Annotated in this window: 18 protein-coding genes and 2 pseudogenes; 12 read left to right on the top strand and 8 right to left on the bottom strand. The window is 34.6% G+C overall.

All coding sequences use genetic code 11. The annotated features are described in order from the left end of the window. Positions 1–340: 340 nt before the first annotated feature. The 5 genes from AACK98_RS03115 to AACK98_RS03095 form a co-directional block, all read right to left on the bottom strand. Positions 341–1,270, bottom strand: a complete 930-nt coding sequence (locus AACK98_RS03115; RefSeq protein WP_339042226.1) for a magnesium transporter CorA family protein — start codon at positions 1,268–1,270, stop codon at positions 341–343. 541 nt (positions 1,271–1,811) lie between these two features. Next, positions 1,812–3,809, bottom strand: coding sequence for an acetyl/propionyl/methylcrotonyl-CoA carboxylase subunit alpha (locus tag AACK98_RS03110; RefSeq protein ID WP_339042224.1), 1,998 nt, complete (start codon positions 3,807–3,809; stop codon positions 1,812–1,814). Positions 3,810–4,869: 1,060 nt separating this feature from the next. Next, complete coding sequence (locus tag AACK98_RS03105; protein WP_339042222.1) at positions 4,870–5,697, bottom strand: hemolysin family protein; 828 nt, start codon at positions 5,695–5,697, stop codon at positions 4,870–4,872. 876 nt (positions 5,698–6,573) lie between these two features. After that, positions 6,574–7,845 (bottom strand): murein transglycosylase A, encoded by a 1,272-nt coding sequence (locus AACK98_RS03100; protein WP_339042220.1) that lies wholly within the window; start codon positions 7,843–7,845, stop codon positions 6,574–6,576. Between the two features lie 11 nt (positions 7,846–7,856). Continuing rightward, entirely contained in the window at positions 7,857–9,101 is a 1,245-nt protein-coding gene (locus AACK98_RS03095; RefSeq protein ID WP_339042218.1) for an aromatic amino acid transport family protein, read from the bottom strand. A 166-nt stretch (positions 9,102–9,267) separates the two neighbouring features. Here AACK98_RS03095 and tnpA point away from each other — a divergent pair. Continuing rightward, positions 9,268–9,669 (top strand): annotated as a pseudogene (tnpA, locus tag AACK98_RS03090) (IS200/IS605 family transposase); the annotation flags it as partial. Between the two features lie 158 nt (positions 9,670–9,827). On the opposite strand, the gene AACK98_RS03085 reads toward tnpA, so the two are convergent. Genes AACK98_RS03085 through AACK98_RS03075 form a run of 3 tightly spaced genes read right to left on the bottom strand, consistent with a single transcriptional unit; the run spans position 9,828 to position 10,484 of the window. After that, on the bottom strand, positions 9,828–10,088 hold the full coding sequence (locus tag AACK98_RS03085) for an IS1 family transposase (RefSeq protein ID WP_339042216.1): 261 nt from the start codon (positions 10,086–10,088) through the stop codon (positions 9,828–9,830). Positions 10,089–10,101: 13 nt separating this feature from the next. Then, the gene (locus AACK98_RS03080) at positions 10,102–10,233 is read right to left on the bottom strand and encodes a hypothetical protein (protein WP_339042214.1); all 132 of its coding nucleotides are present in this window, start codon (positions 10,231–10,233) and stop codon (positions 10,102–10,104) included. After that, positions 10,191–10,484 carry a hypothetical protein gene (locus AACK98_RS03075; protein WP_339042212.1) on the bottom strand — a complete coding sequence of 98 codons (294 nt, stop codon included), beginning with the start codon at positions 10,482–10,484 and terminating at the stop codon, positions 10,191–10,193. The genes AACK98_RS03080 and AACK98_RS03075 overlap by 43 nt, the downstream gene beginning before the upstream one ends. A gap of 920 nt (positions 10,485–11,404) precedes the next feature. On the opposite strand from AACK98_RS03075, the gene AACK98_RS03070 reads away from it, so the two are divergent. The 11 genes and pseudogenes from AACK98_RS03070 (at position 11,405) to AACK98_RS03020 (ending at position 24,009) form a co-directional block, all read left to right on the top strand. Beyond that, entirely contained in the window at positions 11,405–11,917 is a 513-nt protein-coding gene (locus tag AACK98_RS03070) for a cell division/cell wall cluster transcriptional repressor MraZ (RefSeq protein ID WP_339042210.1), read from the top strand. Between the two features lie 166 nt (positions 11,918–12,083). After that, positions 12,084–13,034, top strand: coding sequence for a 16S rRNA (cytosine(1402)-N(4))-methyltransferase RsmH (gene rsmH / locus AACK98_RS03065; RefSeq protein ID WP_339042208.1), 951 nt, complete (start codon positions 12,084–12,086; stop codon positions 13,032–13,034). Between the two features lie 68 nt (positions 13,035–13,102). Continuing rightward, the gene (locus tag AACK98_RS03060) at positions 13,103–13,297 is read left to right on the top strand and encodes a hypothetical protein (protein WP_339042206.1); all 195 of its coding nucleotides are present in this window, start codon (positions 13,103–13,105) and stop codon (positions 13,295–13,297) included. A gap of 247 nt (positions 13,298–13,544) precedes the next feature. Next, positions 13,545–15,122 carry a penicillin-binding protein 2 gene (locus tag AACK98_RS03055; RefSeq protein ID WP_339042204.1) on the top strand — a complete coding sequence of 526 codons (1,578 nt, stop codon included), beginning with the start codon at positions 13,545–13,547 and terminating at the stop codon, positions 15,120–15,122. A 171-nt stretch (positions 15,123–15,293) separates the two neighbouring features. Then, positions 15,294–16,838 carry an acyl-CoA carboxylase subunit beta gene (locus AACK98_RS03050; RefSeq protein ID WP_339042553.1) on the top strand — a complete coding sequence of 515 codons (1,545 nt, stop codon included), beginning with the start codon at positions 15,294–15,296 and terminating at the stop codon, positions 16,836–16,838. Next, complete coding sequence (locus tag AACK98_RS03045) at positions 16,835–17,251, top strand: nicotinamide phosphoribosyltransferase domain-containing protein (RefSeq protein WP_339042202.1); 417 nt, start codon at positions 16,835–16,837, stop codon at positions 17,249–17,251. The genes AACK98_RS03050 and AACK98_RS03045 overlap by 4 nt, the downstream gene beginning before the upstream one ends. 12 nt (positions 17,252–17,263) lie before the next feature. Then, positions 17,264–18,223 (top strand): annotated as a pseudogene (locus AACK98_RS03040) (nicotinate phosphoribosyltransferase); the annotation flags it as partial. 317 nt (positions 18,224–18,540) lie between these two features. Beyond that, positions 18,541–19,257 carry a UMP kinase gene (gene pyrH, locus AACK98_RS03035; protein WP_339042200.1) on the top strand — a complete coding sequence of 239 codons (717 nt, stop codon included), beginning with the start codon at positions 18,541–18,543 and terminating at the stop codon, positions 19,255–19,257. A 3-nt stretch (positions 19,258–19,260) separates the two neighbouring features. Next, on the top strand, positions 19,261–19,824 hold the full coding sequence (gene frr, locus AACK98_RS03030) for a ribosome recycling factor (RefSeq protein ID WP_339042198.1): 564 nt from the start codon (positions 19,261–19,263) through the stop codon (positions 19,822–19,824). 845 nt (positions 19,825–20,669) lie between these two features. Further along, positions 20,670–21,980, top strand: coding sequence for a PQQ-binding-like beta-propeller repeat protein (locus tag AACK98_RS03025; RefSeq protein WP_339042196.1), 1,311 nt, complete (start codon positions 20,670–20,672; stop codon positions 21,978–21,980). A 1,726-nt stretch (positions 21,981–23,706) separates the two neighbouring features. Further along, complete coding sequence (locus AACK98_RS03020) at positions 23,707–24,009, top strand: hypothetical protein (RefSeq protein WP_339042194.1); 303 nt, start codon at positions 23,707–23,709, stop codon at positions 24,007–24,009. Position 24,010: the final 1 nt, after the last annotated feature.

Raw genomic sequence — 24,010 nt, 5'->3', positions numbered from 1 at the left:
ATGTACTACGTAAAATCTTAGGTACAAATTTTCTTTAAGAAAATCTATAATTCCACTTAGATTATATTGAAGCTTTTAGCTTTAACAAAAGATCTTTCTGCAGGCTAACATTCTCCTTAGTGAGCCCATCCGCCAAAAATTAGCTTTTAAATCTGCCATACGCTAATTTTCTGATATATTAATTGGCCCTATGCTGCAAATGCTACTTTCACAAAATCCGTAAGTTTTTGCGCTTTATTATAACATTTTCTTACGGATTTAAAACACTATTTTGACACTTTAAACATCATTTATGCCACTTCTGAGACTTTTGGTGCGCGCACTAGTGAAGTATATATTATCACAACCATCCCTTCTTCTTGAAGATAGTATAAGGCAATAGTGCAGATGCAATTATGAGAATAATTGCAAGTGGGTACGCAAACCAGAGTTGTAATTCTGGCATATACTTGAAATTCATACCATATATACTTGCAATTAATGTAGGCGGCATAAAAACAGCAGCAGCAACGGTGAAAACCTTAATAATCATGTTTTGCTCAACTGATATCATACCAAGAGTTGCGTCGAGCAAGAAGCTATTCCGCTGCGAGAGGAAGGTTGCGTATTCCCCCAAAGAATGTAGCTCTCGTATTATATGCTTGAACCTCACTCTATGCTCTCTCTTACCAACATATCTAGTCTCATCAATCTGACTAAAATATATTAACATTCGATTTATACTAACAAGACTTTCTCTATTTTTTGATATAAGGTTCCCCATATAACCAATCTTGCGAATAATTTTATTATAGTGTTTTGTTGAAATGATCTGGTGATTATGCGTTTTTTCGAAAATAGATTTCAGTAGAGCATCCAATTCATTTCCTGCTTCTTCAAGTACATCTGCAATCTTATTCACAAGAGCATCTATAATATTTGCAAGAACAATCTCAGGTGATGTACAAAGCAATGGAAAGCGCATCATTCTTGACGCAACACTACTAAAAGACTTAGGACGAGTATACCTTATTGTAATCAAACATGATTGTGATAGTATGAATGTTATTGCAGTACTATCAGGATGCTCATTTACAGCTTTATCCAAAACTGTAATAGTCATATAGTGAGCTTCACCCTCTTCGTAAAATGGCGTCAAGACTTCTATCTTATCCATTTCTTCACGAGTTGGTATATTAAGCGACATTTGCTTTTCTATAAAACGCTCTTCTTCAATAGAGGGCTCAAGCAAATCTATCCAAACAGCCTCCGCAGGTATAACTCCACCCACCTTAAATTCGGCTTTTATCAGCTTATCTTTAGCTAATGAGTATACTATGATCATAAGTAAATAATATAAAAATAGTTTGCTGATAAGTGCTACATAGCCCTATACATTGTAAATACACTATCTTAAAAAAATAGACAAACCATGAAAAACAAAAGTGGTTAACAAACAAGGCAACTGATATAGCACTGCCGGAAAAGTCACTTGCACAGACTTCTTTGGACTGATTTTCTATATTATACCAACTCCCACAAGGTAACAGAACACTTTAGCTTCGTCTTTTTAGAAAACTTAAGTACACTCTTTGCCGCTATACTTCTGGTACAGCTACACTCAAATCTCATCTTAAACTTTCTAAAAATACGCAGCAAATAAATATATACTATTACTTTGTGGAGCTGGTATCACTTCGTTAATTTCTTCGCAAATAATATTATATAATATTTGATTCAGAAATGAAGCACTCTAAAAAATCATGCCATTAAAGCGCGTGCGCTTACTTAAGGTAGCGCTATAGTAAGAGATACTTAGTTTAAATAATACTTCAGCTGGCTGGCTCTATCTCTATTAACAAGTCACCACTATTAACAGTTTTACCTTTCTCTACATGTAAATTAACCACTTTACCTTCCGTCGGAATAGAAAGAATATTTTCCATTTTCATCGCCTCAATAACAACAGCATGCTGCCCACGTACAACCTGATCCCCCTTCTTAACTTTTACATCCGAAACTAAACCAGATATATTAGCTACGAGATCATTTTGTACGAAATTCACTGTCTTTTTCTTCATAAACTTATTTAATTCTGCGGCTCTTGGCGTAAATAGACTAACACGCACTGTATGACCCATAAATGTCAGATTTAGTCCACCTTTTACATATTCTATCTGAACACTATAGTTTGCACCATTAATAACACAGTGAAAAAGCTTACTACCTAAAATCCAACGACTAGTTATATAAAATCTACGAGTTTCAAATGCGATCTTATAACCATCTTCTATTGGTCTTACAGTCACTGGATAACTTTTATCTTCTATTCTAACAACCCAACGCGTACCTAGAGATTTCTTTTGTGCTGATCGAAGTTGCCCATTTACACGATTAGCTCTTTGCGCATCTGTCATGAGTATATAAACTCCTGCACATAAGACAACAACACTCTCCTCACTTCCTAGAATAGCGCCAGCAAAACCATCTTTATACTCATCATCTATAAAATTTGTAGATAGATCAGCTTCAAGAAATCGCTGCGTTGCAAGTATTGCTTGAAGAAAGCTTATGTTATGTGAAACACCACGAATAACATATTGCCCGAGCGCATCTTTCATTAGATTTATTGCTTGCTGCCTAGTTGGAGCATGCGTACAAAGCTTTGAGATCATAGCATCATAAAACATGCTAATCTCTCCACCTTCATAAACACCGCTATCTACACGCACAAAAGCAGTAGAAGTAGGCTCTTTATATGTGTTAATTCTACCTGTAGATGGCAAAAATCCACCACTTGGATCTTCAGCGTATATTCGACACTCCAAGACCCAACCATTTAATTTGATATCTTTTTGTTTAATCTGCAGCTTTTCACCACAAGCTATTTTTATCATTAATTCTACAAGATCAACACTTGCAACAAGCTCAGTAACAGGATGCTCAACCTGGAGCCTTGTATTCATTTCAAGAAAGTAGAAATTCTTATCATTGTCTACTATATATTCCAAGGTCCCTGCTGAAAAATACTTTACCTTTTTAGCAAGCGCAACTGATTGAGCATACATTTTTTTGCGCATCTTTTCATCTATAAACGCGCTTGGCGCTTCTTCTATAACTTTCTGATGATGACGCTGTATGGAACATTCACGCTCACCAAAACATAAGTAATTACCATGCTGATCAGCAATTAACTGAATTTCTATATGCCTTGGATTTTCTATAAACTTCTCTATGAAAGTTCTACCATCTGCAAAATTGTTCTTTGCTTCATTTTTAGTAGAGTTAAAAGCTTGTTGCATCTCTTCTGGACTACGCACGACTCGAATACCCTTGCCTCCACCTCCAGCTACAGCCTTAAGCATTATAGGATACCCTATTTTAGATGCTATTTTCAGCGCATCTTTTTCATTTTTGATTGCACCTATATATCCTGGAATTATGTTCACACCCGCAGCTTGTGCTATCTTTTTCGCTTGAATTTTATCACCCATCTTACGTATTGCATCTGAAGAAGGTCCTATGAATGTTATACCATTTTTTTCCAGTAACTCAGCAAACTCAGCATTCTCAGATAAAAAGCCATATCCAGGATGCACAGCATCCGCACCAGACAACTTCACCGCATCCAAAATCCTTTTATGATTTAGATAACTCTGTGTAGCTGTTGCAGGACCAACATATATAGCATCATCTGCAAGCCTCACATGCAGAGAGTTTTTGTCAGCATCTGAGTAGACAGCAATCGCTTTGATCCCCATCTTAGTTGCTGTTCTTATGATGCGGCAAGCTATCTCACCGCGATTTGCAATTAATATTTTTTTTATCATGTGATCGCTTTTTATGATATCACTCTAAAATTTCTAATATCAGGAGGAAAATTTATTACTAATATTTACAAACAAATCAATTACACCGCTTCCACCTAATCAAACTACAAGTTGCTAATATCTATACGCCAGCTTATAGCAAAATATGAAATAATGTAGCATATTTCTACAATTTCCTTAAGTGCGAAATCTCACAAGTATTTTAGTAAAGATAAAACTAAGCCCCTTTAAATGAGCACCAAGTCCATGCAAATGTTACCATGCTACCATTACATAAATAGATAACACCATAACAATCCAAACAAGTATTATTTAAGATTTACTAAAAATACAGAGCAACTATACCTCTCTATCAGCAAGAATTTATGCACAAGACTCTATATAAAGAATCTATATCGATATGGCAACTAGGATATAATATAAATTTGAGACATATATACTAGTCATACTTCTCAAAATTTGTGGTTAAGACTGTTCGTTATATATTGATTATACACATTCTCCCTTAGCTCTTCCTAGCTCGTTTTGAGGTCTAACTTTAATGTACGCAAGTTAAAACTCTTCATTTCACATACAGTCTATCTCTTTGTGTTGCCAAAAAAAATCTGCTATACACTCTTGGTTAGTCTATCCGCCAAAAATTTATTTGCTACGCAAGTGACTTTGCCGATATTGCCTAATCATGTAAATTTTAATCTACTTTCATTTATTACACTAGCGCGGATTGCATAACACTGCTTTGAGCTTGCTTTGTATGATACTTCATTAACAAAGGAGCTGTAGGTATTTGCAAATTATAAAGCTACACCTAAACTATGTTTTATTTAATGAATTTTTGAGAAAGAGTAATAGCTTTCAAAGCTAACAAAGATTTTATAGCTATAGCAGCGTTTGGAAATACTCATATGGCACATTCCGCTTCTTGAGTTTCAGCATATTTTAGAACAAATAAACTAAAGCTAAACAGCTTAGAAAAATTTACAATCGCTTGATGCATGCGCTATTTCAAGTAATACATAGCATGATATTTTTTTATACTAATTCAGCTACAATTTCGAATTCACACGCTACTAATTATCTCTTCGCCTGCTTTTTGGGTTAGCTTAACTTTTTTAATTCTTCTTGGTTCCACCTCTAAGATCTCGATCTCTATACCCATAGGATGAACTATTTTCTCACCTTTCTCAGGAATTCTATCTAGATAAGATAAAATAAAACCTCCTAAAGTTTCATATTCTCCATCTTCTCCAGAAAAGGAGATTGAAAATATCTCTTCAATTTCCTGAATACTAGCTTTTGTATCTATTATATAGCTTTTATCATTAAGACGTTGAATCATTATCTTAGAATGTTGTTCATGTTCGTCCTTAATATCACCAACTATAAGCTCAACAAGATTCTCTATCAGAACTATACCTTCTGTTCCACCATACTCATCTAATACAACAGCAATATTAGTAGCGTTCTGCTTCATTTTCGCAAGTAAATCTATACATTTAGCGGAACGTGGACAATATATTAATTTACGTACTATATCCTGCAGTATAAAATTCCTACTACCATCTATATACGGTATAAAATCTTTTACATGCACAAAACCTATAATATCGTCTAAATTGCCTTTATAAACTGGAACACGTGTATGCGCAGGGTGTATAAATTTTGCCTTTAACTCTTCAAGACTTGCAGAATCATGTATACCTACTATGTCAGTTCTCGGAATCATTACTTCACCAACTTTCAGATTACGAAATTCAAGTAGATTAGATATTATATGCTCTTCCTCAGAGTTTGTGATTTGAGACTTTTCTGAATATAGTGTATTATGTAAGATCTTTTTGCCACTTATAATGAGAAAATTGGCGAATTGATAAAAGATTTTTTTCAACTGATAGCGCATGTATTAATAAAATAGAAGTGTTATACAAGCCTTCTCGCAATATGATTTTTCACTGTCTACTTTTTTACTACCATATAAGCATTACTAATAGCAAAACATTACAAAATTTATAGTCAGTAAAAAAATAAATGAATGTTATTATTCAAACAATTACAGAACTATAAAATATAACATGAAGCTAAAAGTAACAAGATCACTATATAGATGTCAAAACAGGCACAGCATAAACAAATCACGCCAATAAATAAGTAAAGAATGGCAGTACAAAAGTAATATATAGCAAGTAGGCTATTAATATTCAAGGGATCTTATGTAAGATATATATTTTAACTTTCCTCAAAACTTTTATCTATGGCACTACCTTCATCAGCGCACGCTTTGAGGATTTTAATGGCATGATTTTTTAGAGAACCAGTTAATTTCTGAATCAAATATTATATTAGACCTCTTGCATAACCTCATTCTGAGGTAGAAATTCTTATAGAGTAGATTTTTGCAAAACGTCACCAAACAATGATCCACGTGAGTGTTTTTATGTTTTAGTGACAATCAAATCACAGTTTGGAACAGGTTATGCAAGAGGTCTATTATATACTCGTCATACTTTTCAAAACTAGCGCCTAAAAGAGCGCTAGTTATGTATTGATTATAAACAAAATGCCCCACCTTAAGGCCCATTCTAGCTCTTTTTGAAGTCTAACTGCGTATGTATGCAAGTTAAATACCAACTCTCAATTTATTATAGATATATTTTTGCGAAGAAATTAACGAAGTAATACTTGAAAATCAGGCCAAAGGAATCTGCGAAAGTGAATTTGCAGGTAGCACCATAGCGCTAAAAACCGCTTTATATCTAAAGAATAACTACCTAGCTACATATCTTTGTCTAGGGATTACACTTTTCGGCAGCAATATATAAAATCTACCCTGTTTTTTCATACCAGAAGCAAGCTTTTCTGCGCCTTTATCTCCTCCAAAAAATATATCACCGCGTATAGGCCCTTTAATTGCACCACCTGTATCTTGCGCAACAAATAATTTATGATATTTTTCACTTTTATAAGTCAAGCTCTTTACAGGCTTTGCAGGCTTATACGCAGCCTCATAAATTTCAAAAGGTGACAAATCATACTGTTTTGAACAACTTAGTTGTAAATTATTTTCAGATCGTACCAATTCTGTTTCTATCCAAATTGGAACTCCATATGGATATATCTTATAATCTACTGCAATAGAGCGCTGTGGAGTTAGCACTACACCATGACCACCAATCGGACCAGGACCATTTAATTCTTCAAAAAAGACATATGATGGATTTTTGTTCATAATTTTCTCAGCAGCTCTAGGGTTATTCTTAAGCCACCTCATCACATCTTCTGTAGAATATACATTCTTCGCTCCATATTCTCTTAAATATGAAGTAATTGGGACATAAGGCCAACCATTTTGATCAGCGTACTTCACCTTAATTTTGCTGCCATCAGGTAGATTAATAGTACCAGATCCTTGTATATGTAAAAAGAATAGCCTTGCTGGATCATCCACCCAAACTATTTCAAGCTTCTGTTTTGAAAGAGCACCATTTTCTATACTAGCTCTTGTAAAGTTATTCTTACCACGTAACTTTGATATATTGGATGGCACTTTATATATTGGGTATTTATACCGCCTTGTTTTCTTTCTACTTCCATTTAGTTGAATTTCACAATACCCGGTTAACGTACCATTATCACTTCCATTTGCTTTTAGCACCTTATATGGATTGAACCACTTTTCAAAAAATGCTTGCGCTTGCTTAGAGTTTTTTACACTTTTAGCATCATTACTACGACAAATCTCTTGCCAATACCTCACTTTTCCTCCAAGTTCTGTAAACTTGCTAATAGAATTTCCAGGATCTCGCTTATTGAGCACTTCACATGATTTCATAAATGCTCTAAATGCGTGCATATGATCATCATGATTCCACTGTTGCATCTCTTTCCAACTTACTGGTTTTAATGTAATCTCTCTTTGCTCAGATTTCTTATAACTGGTACTACAACCAGCAAAAATAAGCGGAATAACTAAAGAAAGAAATGCAAAAAAGGGCCAAAATGATAGATAATTCTTATAAAACATTATAAATAATTTCACTTTCAAGAATGCTATAAAATAAATATAAAATCGATAATAGCAATTGCTATTATCGAAATTCCAAAAAATAAAGAGAAATATAACGATAACATATAGAGTGGCTTATCTTTTTTCTGTTCTAGCTTAATCATAGCAATGGATGGAATGATTATAGCTATAATGCAAAGAGCTATTGAAGCAAAAGCAAGCGCAGTCATAAAAGCCTGCGGAATGATTATACTGACAAAAAGAGGGGGAATTAGTGTACAAAATATTGCATTTTTTTTACTCATCATCTCTAAAAATACATCGAAAAAGCCTGCTGCAACTCCTAAAAAAGATGTCAATATTGCAAACACAGCAAAGTAACTAATAAACTCTTCGAATATTTGCATATTTATATATGATCCAAGCTGTGCTATAAAAACTCCTACATTGCCACCTGATAAAATGACATTTTCGAAGCTATATGTTCCATAATTTGGCAGTACACCTATTGTTACTACAAGCCATGCTATATAAATAAGCACAGGGATAAAACTACCAAGTGAAATTGAGGTAAAAATTGCATTTTTATCTCTTTTGAGATATTTCACTATCGTTATAATGCTGCCATGAAAGCCAAACGATGTAAAAAAAATAGGAATCGCGATCGCATATAACGAAATGTCAGTAGTATTTATCAAGCTCCTAACTCCACCTTGCAATAGGTAGTGCGCACTAATATATGGCGCCGTCATCATAAGCATGGCCACAAAACAAAAAGCTTTTAAAAACATCATGACTCTATTGCCATAATCCATGAGCTTCGTTGATCTGTACACCAAGAACCCTAAAATCAATACGACAGCAACTGATACAATATTTTTAGCCACATGTGACCCATCAAAAAAACGATTTGTTAATATATCAGAAGCGCCAGCAACATATGCAGCAAGTAACGAATAAAATAGCAGCACCATTGACGCAAAAGTTATAATTTTTGCTGGCTTGCCAAGCACCTTATCTGCAATACCTACTATGCTATGTGTTTCATCGAAATGCAGCGCTAGCTTCATGATAACTAATGCAGAAAAAAACATTAACAACCATACGCAGAGCATTAAAGCAACACTACTACAAAATCCTAGCCTTGATGATGCGATCGGCAGCGCTATCATGCTTGCTCCTATTGTCGTTCCAGCTATTATACCTATACCACCGATAACTCTACTATAATTTTTCATAAATTCTTCGCTTTGTTTCGTCTTAATTTTTAAAAATAGCAGCAAATCCAAAACATATCGCACTATATCAACAAAAAGCATATTTTAGAAGTATATTTATGTAGTTATATGTGATATGGTTAACACCCTCGCCTTTAGGCGAACACTTTAGTATTAGTTATCTAGGAAATGTGCTGAGGGAGGACGAATGGAATATAGGAGATGATCCCACAGCCTATATGACCTAAAGTATCATATAGTATTTTGTACTAAGTATAGGTATAGAGTTTTAACTGGGCAAGTTGCGATTAGAACTAGGGAAGTAATCCGAGAAATATGTGCTGCTAATTACATAAATATAATTAGTGGCAGTATGAGTCCTGATCACGTACATATATTAGCATTGGTTCCGCCTAGTATATCAATATCTAAAGCTGTGCAATATATTAAAGGTATAAGTAGTCGTAAGTTGCTACAGGAATTTGCACTGCTCCGTAAGCGGTATTGGGGACAACATCTTTGGGCCAGAGGGTATTTTGTTGTGACAGTTGGCAATGTGAATTCAGAAGAAGTGCAAAAATATATAGAACAGCATGAGGAACATCACAAAAAAGATGATTTTAGAATATCAGAATTTTAGCGTTTACGCTTTTAATCTGCTTTGCAAGCGTTACACAAACTACCGCGCTTTAGCCGGTAGTAATTGATACTATCAGGCACAACAATATACCTCTAATCAATAAAGAATCCCTTTTTATTGACATATGGCATCTGCAGTAAAAATTATTTAGAGAGTTTTCACATAAAGATAGATAAGAGCTGTTCTTGATATTGTTTGAATATTTGTGTAATAGTAAGAGTGCACCAAAGCTTAATGGATCCGTATACCATTGACTCTTTTTTAGAAACGATTTTAGTGCGCCGTGTCATTCGGCCTAAATGATGTCGCGTGTTGCTATTATCTCTCTCGATACATACTGTGCCAGACTTTCCAATTGTATGACGCTCTTTGGGTAAAATTTTAGAAAAAGCATCCCAATCATCCGTATAAAATGACATTCTTTCAGATGACTCACTTTGTTGTAGAGCTTTTGGAATGTTGCAGTATCACGATTGCCTGTAACCCAGGCAACTGTTCTCCTTGTACTACGATCAACTGCCTTAATGATCCAAAGCTTGTTTTTTTGAACCAATAAAATGCCACATCTCGTCGAATTCCATCTCCATAATATCCGAAGAGACAACTGGCTCCTGAGTCTTGCCCATCGCCTCTACTACCCAGCGATAAATTATGGACGCCGAATGCCCTAATATCTTGCCTAACATAGAAAAAGAGCCATTACCAAGACTATATAGCATAACGCATAATGCTTTCTTAACAGCTGTTTGAGGCTTCTTGCCCAGATCGCCCTCAACAAAATTTAGAACATGATCTGCACTTATAACGCTGTACACCCCTCACAATGCCATTCTTTACAAAGATATCAGAGCAACATCCCTTACAACAAACCATAAAACCACTCTTTAGTTTTTAAAAAAGTGATCATATCATACTTCTATCTAATTGTGAAAACTCTCATTATTTAATATATTAGACCTCTTGCATAACCTGTTCCAAACTGTGATTTGATTGTCACTAAAACATAAAAACACTCACGTGGATCATTGTTTGGTGACGTTTTGCAAAAATCTACTCTATAAGAATTTCTACCTCAGAATGATGTTATGCAAGAGGTCTATTATTTAACATACCACTTAATTTTTCTATGGTACTACTGGCAAAGTGCTGGTCTTGGGATTTTAACAATATTTTTTATAGCATAAGCCAATTTCTGCATCAAATATACCACAGACAAGCGAAGAGTTTGCATTTGATTATGCATATACCTCAAAAAGAGCTAGTAATAATAGCAGCACATCTTTTATCAATAGATTTGCGATTAAAATTATAACTTCCATCAGAAATAATTATTTTTGGAATTCCTAAGTATTATGCCGCATGACATGTGTTTATTTGCGACCAAGCATCCCACTTCTTCCTATATTATCCCACATTATCCCAAAAAATGCTATTCATAAGCTTACAATTATATTATTATTGTCTTAAGGCACTTAGTATTCCCACTGTAAACCTAGCTCAACCATATTCTTACAGTGGGATACTAAGCTATATAAAAGTTGGTTTTTAACTACTGCTCTATTCTTAAAAAGTTAGATACCTTTGAACACTTCTTTAGACTCTGCTAACTAAGCACTTGTGTAAGAATTTTTTAGAGTACAAGTTAATTTCTGCGTCGAATACCTTTACATATTTGCAGGGAAATTAACGCGAAGTCATATGGGAAATTAGGCCAAAAAGGCCTGTGCAAGTGACTTTGCCGGCAGAGCTTAAACGAAATTTATTGTACTTACAGCTAATGTCGCGTTCTCCTTTGATATTTTTGTCGACTTATAGCAGCAAGCTTGATGATAAAGGCAGAGCTTCAGTTCCTGTGGCTTTCCGCAATATACTTGAGGCTTTAGGAGGAGAACCTTTTGTCTATGCTTATCCATCGTTTGTGAACGAATGCATAGAAGTTTGCACTACAGAACGTATTTTATTTTTAGAACGATCAATAGATTCTATGGAAACTTTTTCGCAACAAAGGGATATCATGGCAACAGCGATACTTGCGGCATGTCAACCGCTTTGCATAGACAACAAAGGACGCATTTCTCTCTCTGAGAGACTTTTGGAATTTGCAGGCATTACAAAAGACTTGCTGTTCGTTGGAAAAGGAAAAACATTTGAAATTTGGCAACAAGAAAAATTTGATACCTATTACAATTATTCTAGAAACATCGCAAAAGATAATCAAATAGCTCTCAAAGGAGCGAATGCTTCCTAAGTAATACAGCATCTTCTGTGAGATTTATTTATTGAGCGATGAACTACGAAAAATTTTGTTTTCCACAACATAATTTTGTATAGACCAACTTAAAATAAGGATTTCAAGCTAAATTGCAGAGTTAACAAAAGCAATGATGATGAAACAATATAATTTTGGATAGTTGATGAATTTACATAATCAAGAATTTCAAGAACATAATCCAGTTATGCTGAGTGAGGTATTAAACACCATTAATGTTGTAGATGGTGGCACATATATTGATGCAACTTTTGGTGCAGGTGGTTATACCAGCAGAATATTAAAAAAAGCAAACTGCAAAGTTTATGGTATAGATAGAGATCGCTCATCTTCACAATATCTTAAAAATATTGACCAAAATTTACAAGAAAATTTTAATTTTATTCATGGAAATTTTGCGAATATTACCGACCTGTTATATGATCGCAAAGTTTTCAAAGTAAATGGTGTGATTTTTGATATAGGTGTTTCATCTATGCAATTAAATATCGCAGAACGTGGGTTTTCTTTCATGCAAAGCAGTAAGTTGGATATGAGAATGGATCAAGAGCAAACATTAAGCGCATTTGATATCGTGAACACATATTCGCAATTTCAATTAGAGCAAATAATTTCCACTTATGGAGAAGAACGCGCTGCAAAAAGGATAGCTGCAGCTATCATAAACGCTAGAAAACTTGGAGTTATCGAAACAACTGAACAGCTAGCAAGGATAGTTGCAGGCATCAAAGGAAGAAATTTTGGCAAAATACATCCAGCAACTCAGACTTTTCAAGCTATACGTATAGAAGTAAATAACGAGTTAAATAATCTGAAGTTAGGTCTTGAGGGTGCAGTGAAACTTTTAGATTTGCATGGAACTATTGTTATAGTTACTTTCCACTCACTGGAAGATGAAATAGTAAAGAATTATTTTAATACAATCTGCAGAAAAAAAATAAAAATCAACAAATATAAAACGAATAGTTTAGAAGAATCTGGAGCTGAATGTTTTATTAACATGTATAAAAAGCCTCTTATTCCTTCGTTTGAGGAAATAATAAGAAATCCCAGATCCAGATCCGCAAAACTAAGAGCTATCTCGAGGATTATATGATGATTATTAGATATTATTCAGCAATTTGCGTGTTATTAATCATTTTATGCATAATGACGCTATTTATAGTGAAGTATGAGGTTCAGAAATTAGCAACTCGCCTTCAATTAATAGAATCTGGTATTCAACAAAAACATGAAGCTATTCACATGCTAAAAGCAGAGCTTGCTTACTTGTCTAAACCTAGATCAATCCAAGCTTTAGTTGATAAGCATTTAAAGCTAAAGTTGATTTCTCCAGAACAAATAAGATCATTAAAGTAAACAATAAATTATGATTTTTGTAATATATCAGCGCTGCAAAAATATTATAAAAAGTCGATTAGTCAAAAATTTCGATGAAGGAGATAGTACAAACCTAAATTCTGTAGAACGCGCTGCACACAGCATTCTACAACAAAAAAACTTATTACAGGATTATGAAACAGAAAAGAAACTAGATGTTAGTATTCCAAGGTTATATTGTATCTTTGCAATCTTCACATTTGCCTTCTTAGTTATAGTGCTACGTATGATGGATCTGACTTTCATGAACATAGAGGAAGTAGATAGTATATATAATAAAACATATGCAGACTTCACCACTTCTAGAGCAGATATTTTGGATAGAAATGGCGAGATACTTGCTTCAAATATATCAACTGCTTCATTACACGCTCACCCAAAACAACTAATAGATGCAAATAAAGCAGCAAAGCAAATAGCAAGTCTTGATATAGGCTTAAATTATCGTGATTTATATAATAAATTTAATAGTGGCAAAGAATTTATATGGTTAAAGCGACATCTAACCCCCTCTGAACAACAAAAAGTGCATAACCTTGGAATCCCTGGGATATATTTGAGCAAGGATAGCAGGCGTGTTTATACATATGAAAATTTATTTTCTCATATACTTGGATATGTAGATGTTGATGGAATTGGCATAGCTGGAATAGAAAAATCTTATCAAGAGAGATTAATTACAGAGAAAAAAGAGCCTATGCAGCTTTCACTAGACGCTAGAGTGCAACATGCACTGTATAAAGTATTGAAAGATACAATATCAGCAAATTCTGCAGATGGTGGAGTCGCAGCTGTTATGAATGTTAACAACGGCGAAATAGTTGGCATAGTCAGTCTCCCAGATTTTAATCCTCATAAATTATCCAGTGTAAAACGTGATCACCTATTTAATCAAGCAACTCTCGGTGTTTATGAAATGGGATCTCCGTTTAAGCTTTTTACTGTTGCTATGGGTCTTGATACAGGAAAAATATCAGTAAATGACGCATTTGATGTATCACATCCAATAAAAATTGGCAAATTTCAAATTAATGATTATAGAGGGAAAGGAGGCACGCTTTCAGTTCCAGAAATTATAATGTATTCGTCAAACCTTGGCGTCGCGCAGATAGCTAAACTTATTGGCATTAAGCAACATAAACAATATATACAAAATCTTGGCTTGACGTCTGAAATTAACTTTGATGTTCCAGAAATAGGGAAACCAATATATCCAAGAGATAACAAGTGGGGAGAAGTTAGCGCTACAACTATTAGCTATGGACATGGTATTGCTGTAACACCAATACATTTAATGCAAGCAATATCTGCGATTGTAAATAACGGCATTTTATATCAGCCTACTGTAATTAAGCATGCTGAGAATACTAAAATCATCAGCAAAAGAGTGATAAAAGCTGAAACATCAGAATTAATGAGAAAGATTCTAAAACTATCTGTAGAGCATGGGTCCGCTAAAAATGCATATGTTAAAGGCTACTCAGTTGGTGGAAAAACAGGCACTGCTGAAAAAAATAGTGGCGGCAGATATAACAAAAAGCTGAATATAGCGCTATTTACTGGAGCATTTCCAATACATAAACCTGAATATATGGTACTTGTCATGGTTGATGCTCCAAAACCATGCGCTTATAATTCATGGCGTGCTACTGGCGGAGCAGTTGCAGCACCAGCAGCAAGTGAAATCATAAAGCTGATAGCTCCTATACTCGGCATTCAATCATCTGATAAAGAAGAAGCAGAAATACTGGAAGCAATGCGTTTAAATTACACTCCTCAATATAAAACTCTTGCAAATCGTTAGTTGATATTCTACAAGACTCGTTGTATGCGTTCTATTTTTATAAATGCTATTTTAGAAAAACAGGTAGGATTTGCATATATCTCTGATAAATAAAGTATGACGAGTACACCTCTTCACCAACAAATTTCTTATTTAGTATTTGTTTACCTAGGCAACACCATAGCTGAAAAGATGGAACAGAAAATTTTAAATAATAACCAGCTGTTAGAGCAAAAGCGTAAGATAGGCAGGCTTGGCGGCGGACAGCATAGGATTGATAAGCAACACGAAAGCGGTAAGCTTACCGCAAGAGAACGACTTGAGGTACTATTAGATCCAGACTCATTTGAAGAATTTGGTAGCTTTGCAGAACATAGATGCCATAACTTTGGAATGGAAGAAAATGTAATCCTTGGGGATGGTGTTATAGTAGGTCAAGGGACCATAAATGGGAGGCCTGTATTCGTTTATAGCCAAGATTTCACAGTTATGGGAGGCTCACTGGGCGAAGTACATGCAAGAAAAATAGCTCAAATTCAAGAAATTGCAATGCAAGTTGGCGCTCCTATTATAGGAATCAATGATTCCGGTGGAGCAAGAATACAGGAAGGTGTTGATGCGCTTGCTGGCTATGGAATGATCTTTCAGAACAATGTTGATGCATCTGGAATGGTTCCACAAATATCAGTAATCATGGGCCCCTGTGCTGGCGGTGCTGTATATTCCCCTGCCCTAACAGATTTTACTTTCATGGTCGAAGGAACATCTTATATGTATGTGACGGGACCTGATGTGGTAAAGACTGTAACACATGAAGAAATCTCCCACGACAAGTTGGGTGGATCCAGGGTACACAGCACTAAAAATGGTGTATGTGACGCTGTATTTGAGAATGACATAGAATGTTTGCAGCAAGTTAGAAGACTTGTCGATTTTCTGCCGCTTTCCAGTACATCCTCTTCTGTTGTGCGTCATACTCTTGATCCTATAGACAGAATTGAAATGTCTCTAGATACGCTAGTGCCTGATAACCCAAGCATGCCTTATGACATGAGACATCTGATAGAGAAGATTGTAGATGAAGGAGATTTCTTTGAGATCAAGCCAGATTTTGCAAAAAATATTATCGTAGGCTTTGGAAGATTTGACGGTAGAACAGCAGGCATTGTTGCAAACCAGCCGCTTAATCTTGCGGGCTGTCTTGACATAGATGCTTCTGTAAAAGCAGCAAGGTTTATACGTTTTTGTGATGCATTTGATATACCAATTGTTACTCTAGTGGATGTTCCTGGATTTATGCCAGGCCTCACTCAAGAACACGGAGGAATAATAAAGCACGGTGCTAAATTGCTGTATGCGTATGCTGAAGCCACTGTACCAAAAGTAACCATTGTGATAAGGAAAGCTTATGGTGGCGCTTATATTGTAATGGGTTCCAAACACCTTGGTGGTGATATTAACTACGCTTGGGGAAATACAGAAATAGCGGTAATGGGCGCTAAGGGAGCAACTGCTATATTATATCGAGGAGATAAAATCTCTGAAAAGCAGAAAGAAGCATTAGCTATTGAATATCAGAAAAAATTTGCTTCGCCTTTCCTGGCAGCATCTAGAGGATATATAGATGATATAATAAGACCTTACAATACACGCTGGCGAATCTGTAAGGCTCTAATGTTGCTTGAAAACAAGAAGGTTCAAAAATATCGTAAGAAACATTCGAATTTGCCGCTATGATGCCAGCTAACCTTATACTTAACATAGATTCTTATAAAGCTTCTCATTATCTTCAATATCCTAAAAATGCAGAATATATCTCTGCATATATAGAAGCAAGAGGCGGAGCATTTAAAAAGCTAATGTTTTTTGGCTTGCAGGCTTTCTTAAAAGAATATCTAACCAAGCCCGTTTCTATGAAAGATATAGAAGAAGCTGAAGATTTTTTCAAGCTACATGGCTTGCCGTTTAACAAACAAGGATGGTTACATATATATAATAAACACGGTGGATTTTTGCCACTTAAAATTGAAGCCGTCGCTGAAGGCGAAGTATTGCCAGTTAATAATGTATTATTACAAGTTGTAAACACAGATCCAAAATGTCTATGGCTTACTTGTTATGTAGAAACTGCTCTGTTAAGAGGTGTTTGATATCCTACTACAGTTGCAACTCTCTCCTTTCACTGTAAAAGCATTATAAAAAAGTTTTTAGTGGAAATATCAGAAAATACTGAAGATATTGATTTCAAGCTGCATGATTTTGGAGCAAGAAGCGCAACTTCGCTTGATAGCGCAGCGCTAGGTGGCATGGCACATCTAGTGAATTTTCGTGGTTCTGATACTATTGCAGGCCTTGTCGCTGCTCGCAGGTACTATGACGCAGAAATGGCAGGATATTCTATTCCAGCGGCAGATCATTCTACTATAACAGCGTGGGGAGTGGAAGACGAGTTAGAGGCATATAGAAATATGTTAAATCAATTCTCCAAAGACAATGTAATTGCTATTGTCTCAGATTCATATAACATTTTGGAAGCGCTAGATAAATTATGGGGCGAACAATTAAAGCAAGAAATAGAAGATTTTGGTGGGAAAGTTATAATTCGTCTAGATAGCGGAAACCCAGTACAAGGTGTACCAGAGGCAATAGAAATACTGATGTCAAAGTTTTGCTATACAATAAATAGTAAAGGATATAAAGTATTGCCTAGTTATATTAGAGTAATCCAAGGAGACGGAATTTCTATTGGTTCTATAGAGAATATACTAATTGCCATGAAGTCCATGCAACAAAGCGCAGAGAATGTTGCATTCGGTATGGGCTCAGCTTTACTTCAAAAAGTTGATAGAGATACTATGAGTTTTGCAATGAAAGCTTCTGCTATATATAATTCTGGAATCTGGCATGATATGTATAAAAACCCTAAATTTGATCCTGACAAACGTTCTAAAGCTGGAAGATTTGCGCTAGTTACAAATCAAGATGGAACGGTAGAAACCATAAAACTAGAAGATTTAGGAACAAGAGAGAATATGTTAAAGGTTGTCTTTGAAAATGGTGCATTACTAAATGATGTAAGTTTTGATTCTATTAGAAATAGAGTAGCAAGATTTCAGAGATAAAATAACAAACATTATTTAATATAATTGCTATACAACAAACTTATTTATTATAGATTATAAGTTAATTTCTGCGCCTGGTATTTTCACATATTTGCACCGAAATTAACAAAGTAATATGGAAAAATTAAGTAAAAAAACCTATACAATGACTTTACATGTAGAGTTACAGCTAAAACTTTTTAAAATTGAACTTAAAAAATTTGAATTACAAACATGCTACATACTAAAAAGCGCCGTTGCATAGAATAAATCTAGTTGAAAAATAACGAAGTATAATTTAATACTTCTCTGAAAAAGAATTTTATGATGATCAGCTCATGGAGAGAAAGTATAACAGAATATTAATTAAGATATCAGGCGAAGCGCTAATGAACGAACAACGTTATGTGCATGATATCGATATTATTTCCCAAATTTGTGAAGATGTAAAGAAAGTGCAATCGCTTGGCTATCAAATTTGTGTAGTAATAGGAGGAGGTAATATCTGCAGAGGCGCAACTGCTGCTGCAATTGGGATAGAGCGTGCAAGTGCTGATTATATGGGCATGCTTGCAACTGTCATTAATGCTATAGCACTCCAAAGTAAACTGGAAAATCTTGGTGTTTTTACTAGAGTGCAATCAGCGATTCCTATGATGACAGTCGCAGAACCATATATAAGACGTCGAGCTATCAGACATATGGAGAAAAACAGAGTTGTTATATTTGCAGCTGGAACCGGAAACCCGTTTTTCACAACTGACACAGCAGCAGTACTTCGAGCAACAGAGATGAATTGCGATGCTATATTAAAAGGAACAAATGTTGATGGTGTTTATTCAGCAGACCCAAAATTAGATAAAAATGCTGTGAAACATCAAACTCTAACATATAAAGATGTTATACTGAATGACCTTGGCGTTATGGACACTACTGCTATAACTCTCGCTATGGACAATAAAATGCCAATTCTTGTGTTCGATATTCACTCTCCTGGTGAAATAGTTAAGGTTTTAGATCAGACTGGTAAATATTCAATTATTCACGGGTATTAATGGATGGAGAATGATAATTTTATTGTTGCAGAAATTGAAAAACGTATGGAAGGAGCAGTTTCAAACCTTAAGCATGTACTAAACGGCTTGCGTACTGGTCGTGCTTCTGCTTCACTTTTAGATCCAATTAAAGTTGAAGTATATGGTGATTTTATGCCAATCAATCAGCTTAGCACTATCTCAGTGCCTGAATCTAGGCTTATAACAGTACAAGTTTGGGATAAATCACAAGTGAAAAATATTGAAAAAGCTATAATGTCCTCTGGTCTTGGTTTAAATCCTACATCAGATGGGCAGTTAATCAGAGTCCCTGTGCCAGATTTAACAGAGGAACGCAGACGTGAGTTAACGAAAAAAGCGGCTGAATATGGTGAAAATGCTAAGGTAGCTATACGCAATATAAGACGTGATACACTTGACGTGTTGAAGAAAAGTGAAAAAGATAAGGAGATATCAGAAGATGAGTTAAAAAGTCAAAGTGATTTAGTACAAAAAATTACAGACCGCTATATTAAGCATATTGATGAAGCAATAAAACAAAAATCTGCTGAGATTATGGGCGTTTAACAATGCGTATTTTGTATATTTTTGTTTGAAGTTTTCTTTAGTATCTTTGCATATACCGCAGGTAAATGAAGAACTGGTATTTATTAGACTTCAAAAAGAGCTAGGCACTGCCTTCATAAGTTTCCTAAGAAGAATTTTGGTGACACTAATTTTGAAAAATATGACGAGTAATGCTTAATTAGCATCTTAAAATTTTTTACTTATTAAATTATGTTGCTATGTAGTTGCCTGTGTCATAACTCTAAGAAGCTAGAGGATTTATCTTGGCCTGCAAGTAATTATGATACACCGAAAGTCCAGCAGAAAAAGTGGCAAAATTGCCAAAAACCTTATGGATTTTGTTAAGTAGTATTTGTAAATTATATATCTGAAAATTAGCGCAGAGCCACTTCTTTAGGCTAATTTTTGTACATTGAGCTTTCCGTAAAAATTTATTTGCGCAGCAAATCGATTTTTGACGGGCAGATTATGTAAAATTCAGAAACACATTTTATAAAGTTGCCTTGCTAAAATGACTTTTGTTTTTAAGATATCATAATACAGCTCAAAACTTATTAAGATGTTTTTAGCAATTTTTTGGAAAATAGAGCTTAAGATAATACAAAAGTTGCTAAACTATCCTTATATACTGCTTGTATATTGTAATCTCAATATACAAAACATTTAAAAGCAAGGTTATTGCTCTATTTAAGATCCAAGGTATACAAAAAATTGATTTGTTCTTATAATTTTTTGCATATTCTTATTGTTACTGTTACTCCAGATCTATATGCTATATAACGTATTATATTAAGTTGAAAGTGTTGAGTTTTATGAGATATTGTTCAAAGTTATCATGTTGTTTATTGTTATTTTCTTGTTTCCTTTCTCTGCTAACTGGATGCGAAGTATTAGGTCCAAAAAAATTAAAAATTGATGGAGAAAAGATACCAGTTGATAGTAGCCTCGTAAACTATGCACCAGACCCGCTCCTATCTAAACAAACTTTTAGCTACACAAAGTCTCCTTGCAATTGCACTTTAGATCTTTCTGCCAATGATATAAAACACACGTTTCAATTTAATGGAAGTAAAAACTTACATGTTGTAAACCCACCGCTATTTGTCGAAAACAAACTAATCTTTATGGATGCGCATGGCGTTCTACAGGCTTTTGATTTAAAAAGCCAGAAAATGCTATGGTCTACTAAACTTATCCTAAAAAAACGTAGCAAAGGTATACTGTTTCCTTCTCCAGATTTTTTTAATGGTGGCATTACAGAACATGGTGGGATACTTTACGTCACACTTGGTTCGAACGCTGTGAAAGCTGTCAATATTGAAAACGGGAATGTCATATGGTCTGTTGATTTGATTAGTCCAACCAGAGCAACTCCTGTGCTGGATGGACAGAGAGTGCTTATACAAACTGTTGATAATGGATTATATGCTCTTGATAAAGGTAGTGGCGAGGTAATTTGGCTTTACTCGTCTTTTGATGATAAAATATCAGTCATTGGAGTTGTTCGCCCCTTGATATATAATGGCTATGCGTTGATTCAAAAAACAAACGAAGGAATTTCTGCAATAGACCTGCGTGACGGCAACGAAGTTTTTGTGATTCCTACTACTATTAGTATTTTCACCTCACTTATGCATGCTGGTCAAAACCTTCAAGCAATACAAACCAATATGGTATTGGAAGGAGATTTATTATTCTTTAGTACAGGCGAAGGAATGCTTGGATGCTTTGATCTTGCATCTAAAAAGCTACTCTGGGATAAGAGAATTTCAGTGAAACGCCAGATCTATGTATGTGGAGATTTTTTGTATGTACTAGATCAAAACGATGTATTGATTGCTATCTTTAAACAAGACGGCAAGATAAAGTGGATGCAAAACTTAAAGAAAGTATATAAACCCAGGGATAGTAAGGATTTTGATTGGTTAGCTCCAACCATGATAAATGGAGAAATAATAATTACACACTCTGCTGGCAAAACATTTGCATTTGACTCGGTTAATGGAGAAATGTCACAGAATGTTGCAGCGGCACTATCCACTCAAGATGGAATCAGCATACCTATCATTGTTAATAATGGAATTATTTATCAAGTGTATGGATATGGGAAGATTGTAGCATATGACAAGGCAGTGGATACAAAAAAACTCAAGTAGAGTGACACTCTGATAAATTCTGATAAATGAAGGGTTGATATTTTTATATAACCCGAGTTTTAGATTAATAACTAATGCGCGCGCCAAAAGTCTCAGAATAGGCATGAAATAGGCCCCCTGAGTGTCAAAATAGCGCTTTAAGTCCGTAAGAAAATGTTATAATAAACGCAAAAACTTTACGGATTTTGTGCAAGTAGCATTTGCAGCATAGGGTCAATTAATATATCCCAAAATTAGCGCAGTGCTAAGTCCTGTGCAATTCTTGCACATTTCACTTTTCCACAAAAATTTATTTGCTACGCAAATAAATTTTTGGCGGGATCTAAAAGTATATGTCAGATTTTTCCCCAATGACCACTGAGAACAAAGTGCTTGTGTGAGAATTGGTTCACAATTTCTTTGATTGCAACACAACAAGAGACTGCTAACTATGTTATTGTACACTGAAATGACATATAGATTAGCAAATATAATCACTTAACCACTCAAAAATTTTATCTCAAAGATTTTTAGGTTGCGCTTGGGCATAGTTTATACTACCTTTCATTATTGAATTATTAAAGTGAAACAGCTATATAATGATAAAAGTCTACTAATGTTATATGTATACCTTGCTTATGCTGTATGGGTTTTAGTTTTATTTTTTATGCTAACAGCATCTTTACATTCGTTTATTCGCTCTAAAAAAACATTGCTACAAATATCGCAAAGAACCACAAGTACACATTACAGGAATGATGATACTGAACTCATAATTCAGTAGTTGTATGCGAACCACCAACGCTATAGAATAAATAGGCACTATACTTAAGTAAGTGGATGGTGCGAGGATTTGAAGAGCATGATTTTTTTAGAGTACCAGTTCATTTCTGAATTAAATATTATATATATTTGCGAAGAAATTAACGAAGTAATACTTTAAAACTCAAGTCAAAAAGGTCTGCGCAGGTGACTTTGGTAAGCAGTGCCTAACTAGTCGCCTGCGTCATAATTCTAATAAGCTAGAGGATTTATGTTGGCCTGCAAGTAATTATGATGCATAGAAAGTCCAGCAGGAAAAGTGGTAAAATTGCCAAAAACCTTATGGATTTTGTTAAGTAATATTTGCTAGGTATATGGCAAATTATATATCAGAAAATTAGCATATAGCCGAATCCTGAGTTAATTTTTGCACATTTCACTTCTCCACAAAAATTGATTTGCTACGCAAATAAATTTTTTGCGGATGGACTACAAAATAATTGGCAATTCACGTTAAATAAATACAAAAAGCATCTCTACTTGTCATATACAGATTTACAATTGCCTGAGAGCTTAATTTTTACAAATCAAGCTAAAGTATATATGCGATTTTGACATATCATATTGTCTTTATTATAATTTATAGCTTATAGCGATCAATAATAAGGATTAGCATTCAAATATTAGCATTGGCGCAAGTGATTATGATAAGCGCTCTAAACTTTTTTGAGCGTATCAATTGTAGGTGTATATTAGCAAAAGAAATTGTATATTTTATTGATAATTGTGCAAATATGTGTACAATACCCGTGTATGTGTCTATCTATATATTATGGTATAAACTATTATGATAAACAAAATAAGGAAATTTTCTGTCTATTTTATATCAGTTATCATTTCGTTTCTAATGCTGTCAAACATCTCTAATGCTGCTAAACTTTCGGGGTGCTGCGATAAACATAACTATAAAGATAAAGCATCCTATGTGTTTCAGTACAGTGATAATCAAGCAATAGATGTTAACTCAGAGTTGAAAGATCTTGAAAAGCTGATGTTAAAAGATAAGAATCTACATATAAAAATATTTGCTTTCGCTAATGCTGCTGATGAAGAAGTCAGTGCTGAGAAATTTAAGAAAGCACTAGATAATGCTGTTGCAATTAAAAAGCATTTAGCTTCCGTCGGGGTAGATGTAAGTAGAGTTTTAGTACAAATTAAAGTCTTTATAGGTGGTAATAAAGAAGCAAAAGATAGTATTAGAATTTATGAAAGTAGACATAAATCCTAAT

Source organism: Candidatus Lariskella endosymbiont of Hedychridium roseum (genome assembly GCF_964020185.1).
GTDB lineage: Bacteria > Pseudomonadota > Alphaproteobacteria > Rickettsiales > Midichloriaceae > Lariskella.
Note: the sequence above shows the minus strand (reverse complement) of the source record. Positions and strands in the feature narration are given on the sequence as shown.

What these genes read in the sequence shown, in the direction of transcription:
- AACK98_RS03110 (WP_339042224.1), bottom strand. Translation starts at nt 3,809, where the DNA reads ATGATAAAAAAAATATTAATTGCAAATCGCGGTGAGATAGCTTGCCGC.
- AACK98_RS03085 (WP_339042216.1), bottom strand. Translation starts at nt 10,088, where the DNA reads ATGTCATTTTATACGGATGATTGGGATGCTTTTTCTAAAATTTTACCC.
- rsmH (WP_339042208.1), top strand. Translation starts at nt 12,084, where the DNA reads ATGAATTTACATAATCAAGAATTTCAAGAACATAATCCAGTTATGCTG.
- AACK98_RS03055 (WP_339042204.1), top strand. Translation starts at nt 13,545, where the DNA reads ATGATGGATCTGACTTTCATGAACATAGAGGAAGTAGATAGTATATAT.
- AACK98_RS03050 (WP_339042553.1), top strand. Translation starts at nt 15,294, where the DNA reads ATGGAACAGAAAATTTTAAATAATAACCAGCTGTTAGAGCAAAAGCGT.
- AACK98_RS03045 (WP_339042202.1), top strand. Translation starts at nt 16,835, where the DNA reads ATGATGCCAGCTAACCTTATACTTAACATAGATTCTTATAAAGCTTCT.
- pyrH (WP_339042200.1), top strand. Translation starts at nt 18,541, where the DNA reads ATGGAGAGAAAGTATAACAGAATATTAATTAAGATATCAGGCGAAGCG.
- frr (WP_339042198.1), top strand. Translation starts at nt 19,261, where the DNA reads ATGGAGAATGATAATTTTATTGTTGCAGAAATTGAAAAACGTATGGAA.